The sequence below is a fragment of the Proteus appendicitidis genome (genome assembly GCF_030271835.1).
Classification (GTDB): Bacteria; Pseudomonadota; Gammaproteobacteria; order Enterobacterales; family Enterobacteriaceae; genus Proteus; species Proteus appendicitidis.
This window is the reverse complement of record NZ_CP127389.1, coordinates 3,418,034-3,439,063: the sequence shown is the minus strand read 5'-3', so window position 1 is coordinate 3,439,063 and position 21,030 is coordinate 3,418,034. Positions and strand designations below refer to the sequence as shown.

The window sequence follows — 21,030 nt, the reverse complement described above, 5'->3', positions numbered from 1 at the left end:
TGCATCTCATTAAGATTATCTTCTGTTAATAATGCTGAGGATGGCATAGCAAAATGAAAAGCATGAAAATAAATACGATCACAAAAGTAATGCTTTTATTCTTTGTTCCTTTTTCGTTGCCTGTTTTTGCAGAAGAAGCCGTCGATTTTAATACCGATTTCTTAACAGATAAGGGTATTGAAAATACCGATTTTACTAAATTCTCTTACGCAAACTATATTCAGCCGGGCACTCATTTACTGGCGACCGACGTTAATAAACAAAGAGTAAGAAATGAAGAACCTACTTTATTTTTTGCCCCAGATTACAACGCAGAATTATCTATTCCTTGTATCACCCCAGAGGTTTATCCCCTTTTAGGCTTAAAATCTGAATGGGAAAAAAAAGTCACCTGGCTAACAACAAATAATACCCAGTGCCTTGATTTTCGTTCAGTACCAAATATGAATGCTGTGGGTGATCTCTACACCGGTATTTTAAATGTTAGTATTCCTCAGGCCTTTATGGAATATCAAGATCCTAGTTGGGACCCCCCGTCACGTTGGGATGATGGTATTGCAGGGTTCTTTCTTGATTACAATATGAGTAATCGCCTTATTCGATATGAAAACAACGGCAAAGGAACCGAAACGGGAACCAATATTAATGGTGTAATGGGCATTAATATGGGAGCTTGGCGTTTTCGTTCAGATTGGCAAGCCTCAGGCGGTAATTTAAATAGCAGCGATAAATCATGGCGTTGGAACCAGCTTTATCTTTTTCGTGCCATTCGCTCTTTAGGTGCAAAATTAACGTTAGGTGAACAATATCTCTCATCAGAGCTTTTTGATAGCTTCCGTTATCTTGGTGCTTCATTAGAGAGTGATAACGCAATGATCCCACCGCGTTTACAGGGCTATGCGCCTGAAATTGCAGGGGTTGCAAGAACTAATGCCACGGTTATTGTGCGTCAAGATGGCCGTATTGTTTATCAAAATGAAGTCAGCCCTGGACCATTTCGAATTCAAGACGTCAATACATTTGGGGGCGGTACTTTAGATGTTGCTATTGAAGAGCAAGATGGTTCTGTTCAAACATTTAAAGTAGAAACGTCACGTTTAGGAACACTAACAAGACCGGGGCAGTTTTTATATAAGTTGGTCATGGGTAAGCCAACTAAAAATGAACATGACACTGAAGGCCCTGCATTTTCATTAGGCTCTTTCTCATGGGGGGCTGCGAATAACACCACAGTTTATGGCGGGTTATTAGCCTCAACAGAATATCAAAATATTGCGTTAGGTTTAGGGCAAGACTTAGCTCCATTTGGGGTGCTTTCCTTTAATATTTCAGCTTCACGCGCTGAGATAGGCAGTAACTTTGATGATAAAACGCTATCAGGAACGTCTTATAACGTTACTTATTCAAAGCAATTCGATGAAATAAATAGTCAGATTACCTTTGCGGGCTATCGCTTCTCTCAACGTGACTATTTAAGTATGACTCAGTTTTTAGATGGTCGTTATCGTGGGCTTCATATCGACAGTGGTAAAGAGCTTTATACAGCCATCTTTGGTACGGCTTTTCCTGATTACAATATCAATACGTATTTAAACTATTCTCGCCAAACCTATTGGAATCGACCTTCAACTGATAACTACAGTTTTACGGTTTCCAGCTATTTTGATTGGGCTAGTTTTAAAAATCTATCTATTAACTTATCTGCTTATAAAGTGGAATCAAGCCATAACAATGACGAAGGTGTTTATGTGTCATTGGGTGTACCGCTAGAGCGTAATGACGCCAATATTAGTTATTCGGGATCGTTTAATCGTCATAATACTAGCAATACCGTTAACTATTATGAGCGGCTGAATGAAAGAAGTACCTATAACTTATCTGCGGGTACTTGGGATAGCGATAAAGTTAATCTTTCAGGTTTCTATAATTATGACGGTAATTTAACAAAACTGACGACAAGTGGAACTTATACCCAAAATAACCAAAGTGCATTATCGATGCAATTAATGGGGGGAATAACACTTACTCCAGAAGGTGGTGCATTCCACCGAGTCACTTCAATGGGAAATTCACGCATATTGGTTGATACCAATAATGTTCAAGACATTCCGATTAAAACAGGTTTAACGCCAATTGAAACCAACCGACATGGCAAAGCAGTTTTAATGGGGGTGCAAAACTACTCTCGTAGCAATATCACCATCGATATTAATAATCTTCCGGAAAAAGCGGATGCCGTTCAATCGTCACAATATGCCACCTTAACCGAAGGGGCGATTGGTTATCGTAAATTCCATGTGATTGAAGGTGAGAAAGTGTTAGCGGTGATCACGATGGCTGATAAGAAACATCCTCCTTTTGGTGCCAGTGTTTATAACAAAGATAAATTAGAAGTTGGCATTATTTCAGATGACGGTTTTGTTTATTTATCCGGTGTAAAAGCGGGTGAAACTTTAGATCTTGTTTGGAATGGTGAAACTTGCCAATTCCAATTACCTCAGGTGCTAGAAAATAATTTAAGCAACATGTTGTTGCTTCCTTGTAAGTAATTAAATTTAAGTCAACGGTGAATGAAATGAAATATATCAACATAAAAACATTAAGCGCTATCGTTACACTTTGCCTTTTTTCTCAATCCGCTTATTCCGCTATCGCCTTAGATAGAACGCGTGTTTTATATAATGAAGGTGAGCGCTCAGTCAGTATGGTTTTAGAAAATGAAAATGAATCTAAACCTTATTTAGCACAATCTTGGCTTGAGAATAGCAAAGATGAAAAAATTAATTCTCCTTTTGTGGTAACACCGCCAGTTCAACGTATAGAAGCGGGTAACAAAAGCCAAATTAAAATTCAGGCATTACCAGCAACCAATATGTTGCCTACAGACAGAGAAAGTATTTATTACCTTAATGTTCGTGAAATTCCACCTCGTAGTGATTCTCCCAATGTGTTGCAAATTGCATTGCAGACAAAAATTAAAGTGTTTTATCGACCAAAAAGCATTGTTGCACCTAGCCGTTTAGAGGCTAATCCAATGGAAAAAGACATTGTGATTGAAAAACAGGGGAGTCATTACAATGTAAAAAACCCTTCACCTTATTATCTGACTATCACCAAAGTGAGAAAAAATAATACGGAGGTTAATGGTTTTGAAGCCGTGATGATTGAGCCGTTTGGTCAACGTCCATTAGGGGCAAAAGTGGGTGATTTAGGTGCGGCACCCTCCATTGAATACCTCAATGATTTCGGTGGATTAGTTGAATTAACATTCCAGTGTCGCGGAGATATTTGTTCAGCAAATATCAAAGATAAGAAGGCGTAATATTATGCTTATATTCCGAGGTGTAATACTTTTTCTTTGTATGAGTTTTCTCGCTCCTTCTGTATGGGCTGTTTCTGGTTTTTTAAGATTGACAGTGAGCGGGAGTGTGGAGTCACGTCCTTGTAAGGTTAACGATGGTAAACCTATCGAAGTGAATTTTAATGATGTGATGACCACAAGAATAGAAAACGAAAATTATAAACAAAAAATGGATTACACCTTGGATTGTAAAACAACGGGTGATCCAAGTATGTCATTGAAATTTACGGGCGACGGTGCTGGATTTGATACGCGTTATTTAAAAACAAGCGTGACAGATTTAGGCGTGTTATTTAAAACCGCTGATACCAATGTTTATATGACAGAACCGTTTAAGTTTAACTATCAAACTCGACCAGAGCTTTATGCGGTACTGGTGAAAAAAAGTGGCGCCACACTACCAACCGGCTCCTTTACTGCAACTGCAACTATGCAGGTTTATTACAACTAACAGAGGAATAAACAACATGCGTTATTATCCATTCCTCATTATGTTATTTTTATTTTCTGTATTTTCTTCACCCAGTTTGGCAAAAGATAATGAAACACAAGTACTGATTAAAGGTAATTTATTAACGCCACCTCCTTGCAAAGTAAATGACGGCAATATGATTGAGGTGAACTTTGGTCCTGTGGCGATAAAAACGATCAAAGGCTATGACCAAAAAAGAGAAATTAATTACCAAATTACTTGTGAAGAAAATTTAAATAACTGGAATATGTATTTATCGATTGATGGTAATAAAAGTAGCTTCGATCCTAATGGGCTGAGAACCAATATTAATGAATTAACCGTAAAATTTATGATGGGTGATTCCATTATTGATTTAAATAAAAAATATTCGGTTAATTTGAATAACCCTGAAAAAATTTGGGCCGTATTGGTGAAAAAAGAAAATAGTGAACTGGCACCGGGTAATTTTACCGCGGGTGGCACCTTGTTTGTGGAGTACCAATAATGAATAAATCAATGTTATCTAGTTGTATTATTGGTAGTTGTTTATTATTTTCATCTTCTGTCTTTGCGGCTGAAAACCTTAATATTTTTGGTTCATTAATTATTGCACCTTGCAAAGTTTTACCTGAGCACTCTCAGGTTGATGTGGTATTTGATGAAATTCGCTTGGATGATATTTATAAAAGTTATTTTGAATTCGAGAAAAAGGATTTCAAAATTATTTTATCAGAGTGCGATATTTCTATTGCCAAGCAAGTGAAAATAAAATTTGAAGGGGCAACGCATAATGAACTTGCCGGATTATTAGCATTAGACGATAGCGCTAATAATCCTGATTTAGGAATAAAAATTACGACTAAAGAGGGTATCCCTATTAAATTAGGGGATTACACGGGTTTATATAATATTCCTAATAATGGCATTTTTGAGCTTAATTTTATTGCTTATTTGCAAGCGACAGCAAAAGCGATCGCAGACAAGTCAATTAAACCGGGGCATTTTTCTGCTACTGCCGTGTTTTCTTTGAAATATGAGTAAAAGATAATGAAAAAAATACAGCAAATTTTAAAGTTATTAATTGTACTATGCAGTTTTTCACTATTTAGCGTACAAGCGGGTTATTTTACTTATATTACTAAATCCGGTCCCTCTCCAGAAATTAAAGGGAATATTCGTTACGACTATGTATTGGAATATTGGACAGAAATAGGATTTACGCCAAACCCTTGTAAAAGTTTAGGTTTGAGTGGTCGGTGTTATATTCAATTAAATCACTTCCACTCAAAACCTAATAAGGGAGGAACGGGTACTGAGCATCGGGCAAGATGGCGGTGCGATGTCGATTTACAGCATTTAAGCTCTATGGCTGAAATACGCGATGTGGCTGTTAACCAATGCGGGCTGACTTTCCCTTATGTGAATTATAGTACCCATGCTGGATCTGTTACTGTTGATGAATGTATTGCTTTTTTTATGACGAGTAGCCCAACGGGGGGAAGCGGAAGAATGGTACCGGGTGGTGTATGTGGTATTGCTCCACCGCCTGAAGGTAAATGTGCATTTATTTCTAATAATCTTACTATTTCACATGGTGTACTTGATGTGACACAAGTTAATGGTAATGAGGTGGAAGAACAATTTGCGCTCACTTGTAATGAAACTATGCCAGTAAAAATTACCAGTTCGATGGAAGAACATTATTTAAACTTAAAACCAGATGGCAGCATCCGTTCTTTTTTAACGTTAAATGGTTCACCTGCATCAATTGGTACACAAGTTAACGCAATCAAGAATGAATACACCTATGTGAGAGTATTATCAAAACTTCAAGCTAATGGCACTCCGTCATTAGGTAACTTTAGTGGTACTACGACATTGGTATTATCAATACCTTAATAAAATTAGAAGAGTCAATAATGACCTAGATTGATAGCGTTTTTCGTTGACTTACCCGCACATTATTGTGCGGGTTTTTTTTATGCGGTTAATTTGAAAAGAGGTTTATAGCATTACCGGTTCAATAACTAATTCGCCCTTATTCGTATCTAATTTTAACTTTTGGGAGTCAGTGACTTTTAATAGCGTAGATCCTAAATTGACTAACATAGGTAAGCGCATTTCAGCCGCGATAATGGCGCTGTGAGAGCGACTATCACCGTTTGCTAAAGCAATACCGACCAATTGACTATCAACTAATTGAATTAATGTGGAAGGGAAAAGCTCTTTTGCGACCAAAATAGCGGGTTGTGAAGGGGTAAAGCTTGGACGAGTTTTATCTTGTAAATGATAAAGTACTTGATTACGTAGATCACGAAGATCAAGTTCACGCGCGCGTAAATAAGGATCGGTGAGTGCGCAATACACCTGCGCTCTTTCCTGCATTTCATCCGACCAACTTTGCTGGGCGCTGATCTTCTCTGCTCTGATGCGATCAATCACGCTTATTATTAACTCATCATCATCTAACATCATGATATGACCGTTAAAAATAGCACCAATATGCTCACCTAATTTTTGGCTAGCTTTATTGGCACTTTGTTTTAGTGCTTTTAGCGTACTCTTTATGGCAAAATTAAATTTGCCAATTTGAACATCAATATCAATCGGCTCTGATAAATTTTCAGCGGGTGATAGCTCTATTTCATGCCAAACAAAAGCGGGTGCTTTAATTTGAGATACAGGGGCCAAAAGACCTTTTAATGTTATGGTATTAGGATCAGAAGATAGCTCCTCACCAAAGCCATTTTGGGCAAGTTTAAGAAAAGCCGCAATCGCTTCATCTTCTTGTTCACCAGAGGCAATTAGCGTTATTTCATCGCCTTGACGAATTTGTATTAATGAAAGCTGATTTAAACTGAGAGGATTAATACGTCTATCCCCTTTAACTAATTGATAATCAGCCTGAAAAGAAGAAAGCACCTCAACTAACGTTGCCGCGGGTCTTACGTGTAAACCATGAGGATTACGAACTACCCAACTCGCCTCTTTACCGTGAATTTTGACAGGGGCATTAATATCACTTTTAGGTTGAACGAAATTTTCACCAAGTTGGATTTTCTTTGGATATAAAGAATTTGAAGCTTCTTCAATCACTTTTTCTAGTGATGCCCCAGAAGAAGCCGCTACAACTGCTGCAAGAGTGCCTTCAACTAAGGGCGCTGAGCAAAGAGTGACTTTCTCAGCTAGTTCTGGATCAAGTAACTCAATTGCCGTTTCTGCACTTAAGATAGCACTGCCTAAATCCATCATCACAACAATGGACTGTGCTTGTGAAAGCGATTCTATCGCCGTCATAATTTTAACGGCATCAGTACCAATCGCATATTCTTCATCGTTGATACCTGCGGCAACCGCAAGTTGGCAATGAGCCGGATTAAGCATCTGACTGGCAAGTTCTGCCACACCATCAGCGAGATGTTTACTATGAGAAACAATAACAATATTTATCATGGTAGACCTTTATTGGTTGCTTATATTGGTTGCTTGGTCAGTTATGCATTAATGCTATTTGCAAGGGCTTGTATCATCAGTACCACCGAAGCACTGCCAGGATCTTTATGCCCGATACTGCGCTCACCTAAGTAGCTTGCTCGTCCTTTTCGTGCTTGCATCGCAATGGTATTTTCAGCTGCTTTTTCAGCGACAACTTGTGCTTGAGCGATAGCTTCTTTGATAGAAAGGTTTTGTTCATTCGCGTGTTTTAATGACTCAACCACTGGCCACCAAACATCACACATGGTTTTGTCATTTGGCTCTGCTTTTCCTCGGCTTACAATGCCTTCTACACCTTCTGTTACCATTTCAACAAGTTGATTAAGTTCTAGGCTTTGCAATGAAGCAGTAGGTTTAGCTGCACGAATAAAGAAGGTGCCAAATAGGGGACCACTTGCTCCGCCAATATTTGAGAGCAATGTCATGCCCGTAGTTTTGAGGATAGTGCCGATATCTTGCCCTTCAAATTCAGGGAGTTTTTCCTGCACTTTTCTAAAGCCACGGTTCATATTTAAACCGTGGTCAGCATCACCAATTTCACGATCTAAATCCGTTAAATAATCACTATTTTGTTCAAACAGTAGCGCACATTGTTGTAACCAAAGAATAATTTGAGCACGAGTTAAAGCCATTTTTTTGTTCCTTTTCTTGTTATTAAAGACTTATTTCACCATTGCTGGCGTATTTACAGGGGCATCCCACAAGGTAAGTAATTCGTTATCAACTTTTAATAACGTTATTGAGATCCCTGTCATATCGAGCGAAGTGCAATAAGAACCAATTAAAGAACGTTCGATGGTTAAGCCAAATTTTTCACAGCATTGAGTTAAACGGTTATAAACACCATAAAGTTCAGATTGTGGTGTGGCACCAAGGTTATTAACTAAAACAATGACGCGATCGCCAGATTTTAACGGCTGTTTTTCCTGAGCCTCATCAATCCAACTGCCGTTTTCACGATCCCAATTGCGGATCACTCGTTGATAGTGACCATTCTCAATTAAGGTATTAAACATGGCATCAACAGTATCGTTGAGGGACGTAAATTTACGACGGTCAATACCTGGTTCACCGTGAATACCGACACCAAACTCCATTTCATTTTCAGGTAAAGTAAAAGAAGGTTTTCCTGCGGCTGGAACGGTACAGGCTTCCAAGGCAATACCAATAGAAAAACCATTGTTATTAATGTGATGACCTAATTTAACCAGTTCATCAAGAGAGTCACCCCTTTCAGCCGCCGCACCCAGCAGTTTTTCGATTAAAACGGTATTGGCAACACCACGGCGTCCTGCGGTATATAAGCTATCTTTTACCGCCACATCATCATCAACTAATACCGTTGCGATTTTTACACCATCGTCATGAAGCAGTTCTGTCGCTGTTTCAAAGTTAAGCACATCACCGGTGTAGTTTTTCACGATCATTAAAACGCCTTCACCGCTATCAATCTCTTTGGCGCAGTCATACATTTTATCAGGTGTTGGTGACGTAAATATTTCACCGGGGCATGCACCATCAAGCATTCCTTTACCAACAAAACCTGCATGCATGGGTTCATGCCCGCTACCACCGCCAGATAACAGAGCCACTTTACCTTTTACTGGAGCATCTTTGCGTGTGACATAAAAAGAGGAGGGATGAAATTTGATTTCAGGATGGGCTTTTGCAAAGCCTTGTAGTTGTTCAGATAACACATCATCAACTCGATTAATCAGCTTTTTCATCTTAAATGGTCCATTTGAAATTTGTGTTTAGTCTTCAAACCATAAATTAGGTTTCTGGTTTGGGGGGCTGACAAATTATTTATTAAAGGATTGGCAAACACGGCATCAATAGAGGTGTTTGTTTTATTTAAAACATAAGAATTATTTTTATTTAGCTTAAAAATGAATCTACATCATTTATCTTTCTATAAGAATAGGTTAGTCAAATAACCTGCCAGAATGAGAGCAAGATCATAAAAATAAATGAAAAAAAGAGTATCTGTTCGAGATGGCTACATGCTTTGTAAAAGAGTAAGTGCTTTCTCTCGTTGTTCTGGAGAAAGATTTTTGATCACATCTAATAACAACGTATCTTTGTTTTTTGCACTTGGCATAAGGGTGTGACTAAACGTGAGGTTTAAAACAAAGGTATGCCCGCATTCAGGATCACGACAAGCACAATAGAGATCCGATAACTCTTTGTGTTTACGATTACTTTTTTTTATAAGCGCTTTTTCGCCACATTCAGGACAATAAATAGTAAGGACACGCATGTTATGTTTCTCTTTATTATCAGTTCTATTATGTCTTCTATATTAGCTTAAATTTGTATTATAACCAGTATTATTATTGTTTTTTTATGTAAATAATTGTTTTAACGTGATTAAAAGACAATAAAACAAGTTAAATTGTTTTAAATGGGCGAGTTAATTCGGTTATTGTCGGATAAGCACGCATAACCGAGGTTAACCGAACAAACTTACTAGCCTGAAATACAAACTTTGTAGATAATGGCTCCACGTTAAATCATACGGAGATAAACAACATATTGAATTTATTGTTTATTGTTTGTGTTGGTTTTCAGTGTAAGTAGAAAAGAATAGACAAGGATGTCTATTACAAGTTAACAAGGAAGTGCGTAAAAATACTTTTCAATAGTTGAGGGGGCGTGTGAAAGGATTTCGCATCGCGCTTAAGCGAAAAGTGTTAAAAGCTGATTTTTATAATAAAAAGTCGATGAAATAAATTTTGTCTCGAATGACTAGGGAGTTAGGTCATGTTCAACACACAAGCGTTATATGCATGGATTGCACTACTGGCGTTTAGTTTGGGTTGGATTGCTCAAGGATGGCATCGAGACAATATAGCGTTGGAACAGCGGATGTTAATAACGGCAATCGAAGATCAAGCAAACATGGATGCTTGTCTTGATCTTCAACTTTTTTCTTCAGATATTTGTATGAGGAATGTGTCAGAAATAAAATCAATTTTTTCTTTATTGCACCATCAATATAATCAAGAAATAGCAAAGGCAGATTTTGAAAATCATTGTATTAATACAGATTTTATTACGGTATTTAATAATACGCGATGTGAAGTGGGAGGTTTTTATTTAGGAAGTATTTCTGTTTATTAATAAGTCTTGGTAATGTGTTTCATTTTTTACTTCTGCTTTTTATTCATTTGTGTCTTTTCCTCGGGTTTGTTCTATTTTTTGAAAGATTATTCTGATGCTAAATAAAGTAAATATTTATTTTATTTTTATTAAACGCGTTGCATTTCTTATTTTATCTTCTTTTATCTTATTAACCTATTGATTTTAAAGTGTATAAATAAAATCTAAATAAAGTGTTATTATTTCTAAAATTCCAAATATAATTTTGTTTATAACTATTTAAAAAATATAAATGGTTATCTTTAGAATATATACAAAATAAAAAAGTTATTTTTTATTTAGCTAAATAAATTGAATAAATAACGTGTTATATCAATAGTTCATTAAAGATTAATCTCTATAATTTGGCTTTAAGTGACTAGACGCTAAATTTATCATTATAATAAATCATCAAAATGAACTTTAAACGCTTTATTTTTAAACGACTTATCCAAGTTGTTCCTATGCTTATTATTGTCAGTATATTGGCATTTATATTAAGCCATATTTCAGCAGGTGATATTGCTGAAATTACCTTACGTAGCAAGGGAATTATTCCAACACCGGACAGTATTGCCGCGGTGCGAACAGAGCTTGGATTAGATAGACCTCTGTATATTCAGTACTTAAGTTGGTTGGCACACACCTTACAAGGTGATTTTGGCACATCGATTCAATCCGGTTTACCTGTCAGCCAAGAAATTATGGATAGATTTCCAGCAACGTTAAAATTAGCGTTGGTTTCCACATTATTTGCCATCATTTTATGTGTCCCTATCGCGTTAGTTTCTGTGCGTTTTAAAGATACACCGATTGATCATGGTATTCGGTTCTTAACCACAGTTGCAGCAACCTTACCTGACTTTTGTCTCGGATTATTACTACTGTATATCTTTGCAATCCAATTACACCTTGCGCCAGTGATTGCTGGCGACAGTATGCAAAATATTCTCTTACCTGCTTTAACACTGAGTGCCGGTTATGCCGCTATGTATACCCGTATTTTACGTAATAATTTAATCGAAGTGAGTTATACCGATTATATTCGAGCGGCTAGAGCAAGAGGTTTAGGTAAAACAGCGGCACTTTTTCGCCATGGTTTAAAAAATGCAGTCTTACCTTGTATAACTTTAATTGGCGTGAATTTTGGTAAGTTGTTAGGTGGGCAATTCGCTTGTGAAACTATTTTTTCATGGAATGGTATTGGTAAATTTGCCGTAGACAGTATTCGTCTTAAAGATTTACCTGTTATTCAAGGATATATCGTTGTTGTAGCGGTGACCTACATTGTTATTAATCTCTTGATAGACATGTTGTATGTGTTTATCGATCCAAAAATAATGATGGAGTGATAACGATGCAACTGAATTTTTTTCAGCGATTTTTACAACAACGTTTAGCGATGACTGGCGTTTTGATCATTCTTTTTTTAGTTATTTTGGGTATTTTTGCGCCTTATTTAGCACCTCATGATCCTTATTTGACTAACGTTAAATTAAAACTGATGAGTGCTAGCTTTGATTATCCATTAGGAACCGATCAGTTGGGGCGTTGTGTCTTTTCTCGCTTAATTTATGGTATTCGAACTAGCCTTTCGACGGCAGTACTTGCCACCGCATTAATGCTTAGTATTGGTATTCCATTGGGAATTTTAGCGGGATATGTCGGTGGAAAAACCGATAACGTGATTATGCGTCTTGTTGATATTGCATCAACATTTCCATCCAGTTTATTGGCATTGGCTGCGATAGGGATCACTGGTCCCAGTTTAATGACTATTTTATTGGTATTTATTACGCTTTGGTGGGCGCCTTTTGCTCGTATTATTCGTGGCTCTGTCATCGCTTTAAAAGAGAAAGATTTTATTCAAGCAGCGATATCTGTTGGTTCGCCTCATCGTCGTATCATATTTCATCACATTATTCCTAATGCCATGTCATCCATTATTGTTCTCGCCACATTGCGTATTGCAGCGGTGATCACACACGTTGCAGCATTCTCATTTATCGGTTTGGGATCACAACCACCGATTGCAGATTGGGGAGTGATGTTAAGTGATAGCCGGCAATATATGACGCAATATCCGATGATGATTATCTATCCTGCTCTCGCCATTATGTTGTCCGTTTGGGCGTTAAATATGATTGGTGAAGGGTTAAATGATGTCTTACAAAATAATGCGAAAGCCTTAGATTTGAAAAAACAGGAGGAAATTTAGATGCGCTCTAAACCTGTTTTATCCGTTAAAGGATTGACGACTGTTTTTCAACAACAAAAGAGTGAATTTGTCGCGGTCAATAATATCAACCTTGAACTTTATGCTGGAAAAATAACCGCATTAATCGGTGGCTCAGGAAGTGGTAAATCAGCAACGGCACTCTCTTTAATGAATTTAATTGATAAACCTGGAAAGGTTATTTCGGGTGAAATAACGTTATCAGGTGAAGTGATTTCAAATAAAAGCGAAAGACAGTGGCGAAATATTCGTGGGCAGAAGATTGCCATGATTTTCCAAGAGCCAAGAAGTGCCTTAAATCCTACGATTAAAATAGAAAAGCATTTTGCTGAATCGCTACCTCCTTTATGGCGTAAGAAATCAAAAACAGAAAAGCGACAGCGATATAAAGATATTTTATCTCGCCTTGGGTTAAGCCATGCAGATGAGTTGCTAAATAAATATCCATTTGAGTTAAGTGGCGGTATGTGTCAGCGCATTATGGTGGGAATGGGATTGTTATCTGAAGCCCCAGTTGTCATTGCCGATGAGCCAACGGCTTCTTTAGATCTCACTACGCAAGCCGCTATTTTATATGAAATTGATCGCTTGAAATCATTAGGGATCGCTATTTTGCTGATCACTCATGATCTGGGTATTGTGGCGCAAATGGCGGATAACGTTTATGTGATGTATCAAGGTGATATTGTGAGTTCAGGAAGTGCGACTCTACTTTTTGATAAGCCTCAGCATGAATATACCCAGCGCTTATTTTCAACAATAAAGCAGGGGGAATAAGATGCCATTAGTCGAAGTAAAAAACCTTTCCAAATATTATAAAAAAAATGGTGTCGTAACCTGTGCTGTTGCCAATGCCTCATTTTGTATTTATCGAGGAGAAACACTCGGTGTTGTGGGGGAATCTGGATGTGGAAAAACCACACTTGGCAAATTATTACTAAAATTAGAACAAAGTGATGACGGTGTTATTACCTTTTCAAAGCAAGAGATCACGCATTTTAGTTTTAAACAGATGCGCCAAGTCCGCCAAAATATGCAGATGATCTTTCAAGCCAGTGCCGATTCGTTTAATCCTTATTTTACCGTAGAACAAATTATTGCTGAGCCACTTATTAATTATAAAAATATGACTCGCCAAGCGCGGCAGCAACGTATCGGTAAAATATTAGAATTAGTCGGCTTAGATAGCACTTTTTTATCAAGACATTCTGATGCGCTTTCAGGTGGGCAAAAACAACGTATTGGTATTGCAAGAGCGTTAGTGCTGGAACCTGAATTTGTGGTGTGTGATGAAATTGTATCGAGTATTGATTTTGCGTTAAAACAGCAAATTCTCACGTTAATAAATACCCTTAAAAAGACATTACAACTGACCTATCTGTTTATTTCTCATGATATTTCTGCGGTGAACTTTGTGAGTGACCGTATTATTGTGATGTATCTTGGTCATATTGTTGAAGTTATTCCTAAAATGGATAACCGTGTTCAGCATCCATATAGTCAGGCTTTATTATCTGCCGTATTGCCAACGCATCCCACACAACGCACGCCTTTTAAACAACAGATCTACACCGATGCACCTAAAGTACTCACGGGATGCCCTTATTACCACCGTTGTTTAAATCGACAAGATATCTGTAAGCAACAAAACCCGCCTTTGATAGAAATTGCATCTGACCACTGGGTTGCATGCCATAAAATAATGCATTAATAACAATAAGATGGAAAGAGAAAAGAATATGTTTAAACAATTAATACATCGAACTTTATTGGTTGGTTTTCTTTCAATAACCGTATTAACGGGCTGTAATGATGAGAAACCAACAGAAAACACCACTCAAGTTGAACAGAAAAAAGAAGTTGTCGTTGCAATTTATCGCGATGGTGCGATGAATATGCTTGATGCTGCCAGTTATAACGGTCCACATTTTGTCTTTAAGATGATTTATGACGGTTTAACAGAAGATGGCGGTGAAGGTAAGATTATTCCAACATTAGCAACCAGTTGGGATATTTCAAAAGACGGTAAAACCTATACTTTTAAACTGCGCGAAAATGTGAAGTTTTCAGATGGTACTCCGTTTGATGCAGATGCGGTTATTTTTAATTTAAAACGTTGGGTGAATAATCCTCGTTATAGTCAAATTACCGCTACCTTAGTGGATTCAATGGAAGCCATTGATAAACATACGGTGCGTATTACTTACAAAAATCCTTCTTATCCTATTTTAATGGAAATGACCTATCCTCGACCTGTGCGCTTTTTAAGCCCCGCTTCGTTAGGTGAAGACGGTAAAACCTTTACTAAGCCGGTTGGAACAGGACCTTGGATGTTAGAAAGCTATGAAAAAGATAAAAGCTTTACGCTAGTACCAAATCCTTACTATTGGGGTGAAAAACCAAAGTTAGATCGTATTATCTTTAAAGTTGTTCCAGACGGTCAGGCGCGTATTTTTGCCTTACAAAGTGGTGAGGTAGATATTATTGGCGGTGATCTGATTGGTAAAATTCCAATGGGAAATATTCAGGAATTAGAACAAGATAAGCAGTTTGAAACATTTACTGCTGATACCTTAAGTTCTCACTTTATTGCTTTTAACCAACGTACACCCGAGCTACAAGACAAGCGTATTCGCCAAGCGATTAATTACGCCATTGATAAAAAAAGTATTGCGGAAGATCTCTTTAATCATATTGGTAAAGAAGCGACCGGAATGTATCAGTCCGGTGTGCCTTATGCTAATGCAAAAAATAACTACACCTTAGCGGGTGATAAAGATAAAGCGCAGGCATTATTAATTGAAGCTGGATATAGCAAAAATGCTCAAGGTATTTTTGAAAAAGAGGGTAAGCCTTTAGCTTTTTCTTTCTTGTTAACAACAGATGAGTTCCCTGAATGGAAAACCCTTGCTGAATTTATTCAAGCAGAATTAGCGCAAACGGGTATACAAGTTAATTTAAAAATACTCGATCGTAATGGTTATACCCAATCCACTTTAGAATCAAAAGATTTTGATATGGCTTTAATGCGCACGGCATCAGATTCATGGATGCCCCATAGCTCTATGCTAGAGATCTACGATATCCAAGCCAATAATCAGCAAGCTAAAGCATGGTATGACGAAAATCTCTCTGCGATGATTTATAAAACCTTAGCAACATTAAACGAAGAAGATCGCCAAAAAGGTTATGACGGCATTATGACCTTTATTAGTGAAGAGGCGATCACCGCACCGGTTTATCATCTTGTCACCAACTTTGCTATTAATCCTAAGAAGGTGGCTAATTTTGAAGTTGGTGTAAATAACTACGCACCTGTTGCATGGGAAAAGCTCACTGTACCTCATGCATCTGAAAAATAGTCTCTACGGCGCTCTTGGTTATCTTTAGAAGATCTTGCAGCGCCATGATTTTGTTTATTTATTTTAGTTTACATACTGATAGGTTTTGTTATGCAGGACTCAAAAGATAAATTATTAAAAAATTGGACTGAAGGTGCTGAAAATTACAGTAATTTGATCCAACTCGAGTTAAACGGTTTTCAGCGAGAAGCGTGGTTGAATATTATTCATGAATATTGTGGTCAGCAAGGCAAATTAAAGGTACTGGATGTGGGAACTGGCCCCGGCTTTTTCTCTATCATTATGGCGAAAGCAGGGCATAAAGTGACAGCAATAGATTGCACTGAAGCAATGGTTGATGTTGCGAAGAAAAACTTTGAAGCCTACCAAGTTGATGTGGAAGTCATGCAAGGTGATAGCCATTGTTTGCCTTTTCCTGATGATCACTTTGATTTGGTGATTAGCCGTAATGTGGCATGGACGTTATTAGATGCAAAACAAGGTTATAAAGAGTGGTTACGTGTTTTAAAACCGGGAGCAAGAACGCTGATTTTTGATGCTAACTGGAATCGTTATTTATTTGATGACGCTTTAAACCAGAAAAATAGTGAAGATATTGCAGCATATACGGAACTGTTTAATGAAAAGCCAGCAGGTTATAGCGATGCAATGCTCGATTACCGCAAAAGCATGCCAATGTGTCAAAAAATTAGGCCACAATGGGATCTTGATACGCTAGTTACTCTCGGTTATTCAGCATTGACTTGTTTAACCAATATTAATGAGCAAGTGTATGATGAAAAACGTAAAGTACTTTATCGCTCGACGCCAATGTTTATGATTGCTGCCGCTAAACTGCAAATAAATATATTATAGTGTATTCAGCTAGTTAATTGATTGAACTAAAATTAAGCCTGATAAAGTTATCTATCAGGCTATTAAATACGCTGACGTCCTTTTTGGCTAATTAATTGCCCTTGTATGTCAGCGATACCAATATGAGCAATGCAACCTGCATTAAATTGTAAATAGTCATCTTCGATGCCATCAGAGAAAATCACGCCATTTTCAGGCATCAAAGATCCTAATTGTAACGGTGAATCAGGCTCTATTGTCCCAAAGGTCATAGCTACACCGGTTGTTCGACTTGGAAACGGTTCTCTCACACTAAATTGCAGCTTTTTGTCACCCCAGCTAAATCCTTGTAACAGGGGATGTGACGCTTCCCCTGTAATTGCCATCGCTCCCGCGAGAATAGATTGAAACCACCCTGTTGAGCCAAGCCCCGTAGACACAATAATCCCTGATGAGGATTGTACTTCTTCAGCACCGTTCCATTGTAAAATATAGCGTGCAGACGTGTGGCTTTTGGGGCCAATAAATAAATCATTAACGGCTAACAGTGATTGACCATCATTGGTTGTCGCTTGCGCAAAGGTCACAGATTTAAACGGCATTTTTTGATTAATGGTATTAATTACCGTCTCTTTTAATTGTCCAATTTCGAACGGTAATAATTTACCATCCCATCGTGATGGGTCGGGATTGATGGCAATAATAGGCTGCCCATTAAGGTATTTCAGCGTATTGGCGACCAGCCCATCTTGACCGATTACGACCACAATATCGTGGGATGAGAATTGATAACTAGGTAGTAAACCTCTTTCTAAAAGTTGAAAACGTCCTAATGATTTTAAAATCAGTTCAGCTTCTGTTAGTTGCTTTTGATATAAATTGTGTTCGTTGAGGTAATCCGTTACCTCAACATTGTTGTGTTCTAAATAGAATTTGGCTTGTGACCAAGTATTAAAGCGTTCAATTAATTCCTGTAAACGGCTTTTTCTCATCACCAGCACAAAACGAAAATCTTCGTTACGTTGCATTATTTACTCCCTTTTTTCATAAATTGGCTAAATAAATCAGGGGTGATATTCAATTCGCCGATTTTTCCTGAATTCAGCGCTAAGGTTTCAAATGCCATTGCCATTAATTGTTGTGAGTCCATTTTCGCGAGTGCCATGGCTTTTAGGTTTTCAACTGGCAATTCACGATAAGCACGCATAGTCGCTTCAATAGCATAAGCATCGGCTTCTGATTGTGTTCGCTGATTTTCAGCACTTAACGCCACCAGTTCTTTGCGTTTCGCTTCTGCATTAACCTTCGCTTCAAGGCGCTCTTTTTCAATCTCTGCTTGTTCACGCAATAATGTACGTTCGTTTTCTAAACGTGCTTCTTCGATTTCTTGACGTTTACGTTGAACAGATAAATCGGTTTCTAATTCAGCCTCTTTAATGGTGCGCTCTTGTTCTACTGAGAATTTACGACGTGCATAAATGGCATCATCAGCTTCTTTCAGTAAGGATTCTCTCGCTTCGGCTTCGAGTGCTTTTAAGGTTTCTGGTGATGGCGTGATTGCCGCAATAGAGACATCTAAAATTGCAATACCTAATGCTTCTAATGATGGGTGTTCAATTAATTGTTCCATCACCAAAGTGACTAATGATTGGCTAAGTAATAACGCTTCTCTAAGAGGTGTACTTTGGATCTTTGCTTGAATTAAAGTTTGTGCAATACGCACAACACGATCACTGAGTTTTAGTGGATCTTCAGAGGCATAAGATTTGCCGTTTTTGCTCAAGTTAAAGTTGAGTACTTCTGCGGCTTTTTCAGGCATTTTGACCTGAAATGAAATTTGCCCTTGGATGCGTAAACCCTGAAAGTCCGAGGTTTGGAAGTTGAAAATAAACGGCGCTTCTTGGGCGTTTAAAGGTAGTGCCGCAATAGAGGTTGTGGCGGAGTTATACCAAAAACTCAAGCCTTTACCTTGCTGGCGAATTTTGCCATTTACCGATTTAATAATGAATGTTGATGAGTCTGCTTTAAAGTAATTTAAGTTAAACATAGTCTTTCTCCAGTTAGTGTCTTTATGACAACAACTGAATTGTGTCTTATCGACACTATTCTTGTCAACCGATTTAGTGTCTTTATGACAAAATTTGATTTTTTGCTGTTTAGGCTTAAAATAGTTTTATCGTTTTCTAATCAAACTTACGCCATGAATGAACAAGATTTTTTAGCCAGCTATAACCGCCGTGATTTCCTATCTCCATTGATTACGGTTGATGCGGTACTGTTTACTTATCATGAAGAGCAGTTAAAAGTATTGTTAGTGAAAAGAGCGGAGCATCCTGAAAAAGGGAAATGGGGTTTACCCGGTGGATTTGTCGATGAAGTGCAGGACAACTGCCTTGAAGATACTGTGCTAAGAAAATTAAAAGAGAAAACAGGTGTGATCCCCCCTTATATTGAGCAACTCTGTTCAGTGGGAAATAACCAGCGTGACGCAAGAGGTTGGTCGGTGACGGTTTGTTATACCGCGTTGATTGCGCATCAAGTGTGTGAAGCACATATTGATAGCGTGGATTCGGTAATATGGTGTCCTATCAATGAGATTGCACAACAAAGCTTAGCGTTTGATCACCATGAATTAATTACACAAGCGAGAGAGCGATTAAAGCAAAAATCACTTTATTCGATTGTTCCCGGATTTGCATTGCCAGAAGTCTTTACCTTGCCAGAGTTGCAACATGTTCATGAAATTTTGATTGGTAAAGAAATCCAGAAAAAATCCTTTAGACGACGCATCGAACAAGCAGATTTATTGATTGATACTGGAGAAAAACGGGCAGAGAGAGGACGCCCAGCGAGTCTGTATCGACTTAAAAAGGCGTCTGCGGATTATCGTTTTATTCGAAATCTTGAGTTTTAAAGCGATGGCTGTTCTATAAAGCCAGTTGTTTTACAAAGCTAGCTGTTTTACAAAGTAATGAGCGCCATCTCGAATGGCGTCATCAGCCACTTTCATCATACGTGAGTAGTGTAAAAAAGCATGTAATGTGCCGGGATACATTTTATATTCACAAGCTAATTGATGGGCTTCTAAGGTTTTAAATAGTGTCACGCTGTCATCAATAAGTGGATCGTATTGCGCACTGGCGATAAAGCAAGGGGGAATATCTTGCGTTAAGTCGTTATTAAATAAGCAATAATAAGGCGCATTACGATTTCCTAATGCGGTTAAATAGGCATTATCATATTCTTCGAGATCTTGCTGGCGCAACCCATCCCATTCACCACCATAAAGTCGGCGGCTGGTGGAATCACGTAAACCGTATAATCCATACCATAATAAAGCTGCACTTACCTTGCCACAGTGGATTTGTTTGTCGCGTAACCACAGCACAGTAGCAAGCGATAACATGGCACCCGCAGAATCGCCCGCAAAACCAATGTATTGAGTGTTAATGCCGTAATGGTCAGCATGTTGATAATAAAATTGGCAGACTTGCGCTGATTCATCAATCGCTTGTGGATAATGTGCTTCAGGTGAGAGTGAGTAATCAATACCAATCACCGTACAACCTGTATAAGACGCGAGTAATCGCATAATACGATCGTGGGTATCTAAATTCCCTAAAATAAAGCCCCCGCCATGAAGATAATAGAGTGTTGCGGGGGGTTTTTCTGTAGGTTGATAAAGGCGTGTGAGTACATCGCCATAAGAGGTACTAACGGAAATATCTTGAATGCTAAACATTTCGGGTGCATCTGCATTCCAATAACGTCGGTCTTGATTATAAGCAAGGCGCATAGAAGGGTAGTCATTACTTTCCGGTGCAGGTTGCGGATTATCTGCATAAAATTGCATAACTTGCTGCATTTCTGGCGAAATAAGTTTTAGTACATTGATTTTATTTTTAGTTTTCATTAGCCCCTCCAATTATCACTGTGCGGTATTGTAAATATCGGGGCGTAATAAACTGGGATCTTGATATCCAATATTGAACGTTAGCGTTAAATAGTGAGGGTGTGACGTGAATATGTGATTTAACTTTGATTTAAATAGAACGGCTGAAATATGATTAATTGCACAGTTTTTCTTAACTAAATATTTCATTGAGAATAGAAATGATAATGAGATATGTTATTGTATCTTTATATT

The 21,030-nt window shown here is 37.9% G+C and carries 21 protein-coding genes; 14 read left to right on the top strand and 7 right to left on the bottom strand.

Annotated elements, in window-relative coordinates; all coding sequences use genetic code 11:
• The first annotated feature begins 53 nt into the window (after window positions 1–53).
• Genes QQS39_RS15815 through QQS39_RS15790 form a run of 6 tightly spaced genes read left to right on the top strand, consistent with a single transcriptional unit; the run spans window position 54 to window position 5,714 of the window.
• A complete protein-coding gene (locus tag QQS39_RS15815; protein WP_285804903.1) occupies window positions 54–2,549 on the top strand; it encodes a fimbria/pilus outer membrane usher protein in 2,496 nt (831 codons plus the stop codon).
• A 26-nt stretch (window positions 2,550–2,575) separates the two neighbouring features.
• Window positions 2,576–3,322 (top strand): fimbrial biogenesis chaperone, encoded by a 747-nt coding sequence (locus QQS39_RS15810; RefSeq protein ID WP_285804902.1) that lies wholly within the window; start codon window positions 2,576–2,578, stop codon window positions 3,320–3,322.
• Between the two features lie 4 nt (window positions 3,323–3,326).
• Window positions 3,327–3,812, top strand: coding sequence for a fimbrial protein (locus tag QQS39_RS15805; RefSeq protein ID WP_151436081.1), 486 nt, complete (start codon window positions 3,327–3,329; stop codon window positions 3,810–3,812).
• Between the two features lie 16 nt (window positions 3,813–3,828).
• A complete protein-coding gene (locus QQS39_RS15800; RefSeq protein WP_285804901.1) occupies window positions 3,829–4,320 on the top strand; it encodes a fimbrial protein in 492 nt (163 codons plus the stop codon).
• Window positions 4,320–4,856, top strand: a complete 537-nt coding sequence (locus QQS39_RS15795) for a fimbrial protein (RefSeq protein ID WP_151436079.1) — start codon at window positions 4,320–4,322, stop codon at window positions 4,854–4,856. Before QQS39_RS15800 ends, QQS39_RS15795 begins: the two co-directional genes overlap by 1 nt.
• Before the next feature lie 6 nt (window positions 4,857–4,862).
• Window positions 4,863–5,714 (top strand): MrpH family fimbial adhesin, encoded by an 852-nt coding sequence (locus QQS39_RS15790; RefSeq protein ID WP_285804900.1) that lies wholly within the window; start codon window positions 4,863–4,865, stop codon window positions 5,712–5,714.
• A 105-nt stretch (window positions 5,715–5,819) separates the two neighbouring features.
• On the opposite strand, the gene dhaM is transcribed toward QQS39_RS15790, so the two are convergent.
• From dhaM to QQS39_RS15770, 4 genes are all read right to left on the bottom strand, one after another.
• Window positions 5,820–7,268 (bottom strand): dihydroxyacetone kinase phosphoryl donor subunit DhaM, encoded by a 1,449-nt coding sequence (dhaM, locus tag QQS39_RS15785; RefSeq protein WP_285804899.1) that lies wholly within the window; start codon window positions 7,266–7,268, stop codon window positions 5,820–5,822.
• Between the two features lie 41 nt (window positions 7,269–7,309).
• On the bottom strand, window positions 7,310–7,942 hold the full coding sequence (dhaL, locus tag QQS39_RS15780; protein ID WP_285804898.1) for a dihydroxyacetone kinase subunit DhaL: 633 nt from the start codon (window positions 7,940–7,942) through the stop codon (window positions 7,310–7,312).
• Between the two features lie 30 nt (window positions 7,943–7,972).
• The gene (gene dhaK, locus QQS39_RS15775; protein WP_285804897.1) at window positions 7,973–9,037 is read right to left on the bottom strand and encodes a dihydroxyacetone kinase subunit DhaK; all 1,065 of its coding nucleotides are present in this window, start codon (window positions 9,035–9,037) and stop codon (window positions 7,973–7,975) included.
• A 272-nt stretch (window positions 9,038–9,309) separates the two neighbouring features.
• Window positions 9,310–9,570 carry an Ogr/Delta-like zinc finger protein gene (locus tag QQS39_RS15770; RefSeq protein ID WP_151436074.1) on the bottom strand — a complete coding sequence of 87 codons (261 nt, stop codon included), beginning with the start codon at window positions 9,568–9,570 and terminating at the stop codon, window positions 9,310–9,312.
• A gap of 503 nt (window positions 9,571–10,073) precedes the next feature.
• Between QQS39_RS15770 and QQS39_RS15765 the strand changes: the two genes are divergently transcribed.
• The 7 genes from QQS39_RS15765 to QQS39_RS15735 all read left to right on the top strand — a co-directional run bounded on the left by QQS39_RS15765 (window position 10,074) and on the right by QQS39_RS15735 (window position 16,904).
• Window positions 10,074–10,433 (top strand): hypothetical protein, encoded by a 360-nt coding sequence (locus tag QQS39_RS15765; protein ID WP_285804896.1) that lies wholly within the window; start codon window positions 10,074–10,076, stop codon window positions 10,431–10,433.
• Window positions 10,434–10,867: 434 nt separating this feature from the next.
• Complete coding sequence (locus QQS39_RS15760) at window positions 10,868–11,803, top strand: ABC transporter permease (protein ID WP_285804895.1); 936 nt, start codon at window positions 10,868–10,870, stop codon at window positions 11,801–11,803.
• Window positions 11,804–11,808: 5 nt separating this feature from the next.
• Window positions 11,809–12,669 carry an ABC transporter permease gene (locus QQS39_RS15755; RefSeq protein ID WP_151436072.1) on the top strand — a complete coding sequence of 287 codons (861 nt, stop codon included), beginning with the start codon at window positions 11,809–11,811 and terminating at the stop codon, window positions 12,667–12,669.
• Window positions 12,670–13,464: an ABC transporter ATP-binding protein gene (locus QQS39_RS15750; RefSeq protein WP_285804894.1), complete on the top strand. Its 795-nt coding sequence runs from the start codon at window positions 12,670–12,672 to the stop codon at window positions 13,462–13,464. It abuts the gene before it with no gap.
• 1 nt (window position 13,465) lies between these two features.
• Window positions 13,466–14,398: an oligopeptide/dipeptide ABC transporter ATP-binding protein gene (locus tag QQS39_RS15745; RefSeq protein ID WP_285804893.1), complete on the top strand. Its 933-nt coding sequence runs from the start codon at window positions 13,466–13,468 to the stop codon at window positions 14,396–14,398.
• Window positions 14,399–14,426: 28 nt separating this feature from the next.
• Window positions 14,427–16,049 (top strand): ABC transporter substrate-binding protein, encoded by a 1,623-nt coding sequence (locus QQS39_RS15740; RefSeq protein ID WP_285804892.1) that lies wholly within the window; start codon window positions 14,427–14,429, stop codon window positions 16,047–16,049.
• 90 nt (window positions 16,050–16,139) lie between these two features.
• Window positions 16,140–16,904, top strand: coding sequence for a class I SAM-dependent methyltransferase (locus QQS39_RS15735; protein ID WP_285804891.1), 765 nt, complete (start codon window positions 16,140–16,142; stop codon window positions 16,902–16,904).
• A gap of 62 nt (window positions 16,905–16,966) precedes the next feature.
• Here QQS39_RS15735 and QQS39_RS15730 read toward each other — a convergent pair whose 3' ends face one another.
• Complete coding sequence (locus QQS39_RS15730) at window positions 16,967–17,911, bottom strand: diacylglycerol kinase catalytic domain-containing protein (RefSeq protein WP_285804890.1); 945 nt, start codon at window positions 17,909–17,911, stop codon at window positions 16,967–16,969.
• On the bottom strand, window positions 17,911–18,930 hold the full coding sequence (locus QQS39_RS15725) for an SPFH domain-containing protein (RefSeq protein ID WP_151436066.1): 1,020 nt from the start codon (window positions 18,928–18,930) through the stop codon (window positions 17,911–17,913). The genes QQS39_RS15730 and QQS39_RS15725 overlap by 1 nt, the downstream gene beginning before the upstream one ends.
• Before the next feature lie 153 nt (window positions 18,931–19,083).
• Here QQS39_RS15725 and QQS39_RS15720 point away from each other — a divergent pair, with 153 nt between their 5' ends.
• Window positions 19,084–19,797, top strand: a complete 714-nt coding sequence (locus tag QQS39_RS15720; protein WP_151436779.1) for an NUDIX hydrolase — start codon at window positions 19,084–19,086, stop codon at window positions 19,795–19,797.
• 30 nt (window positions 19,798–19,827) lie between these two features.
• Here QQS39_RS15720 and aes read toward each other — a convergent pair whose 3' ends face one another.
• On the bottom strand, window positions 19,828–20,796 hold the full coding sequence (aes, locus tag QQS39_RS15715; protein WP_285804889.1) for an acetyl esterase: 969 nt from the start codon (window positions 20,794–20,796) through the stop codon (window positions 19,828–19,830).
• Window positions 20,797–21,030 lie beyond the last annotated feature (234 nt).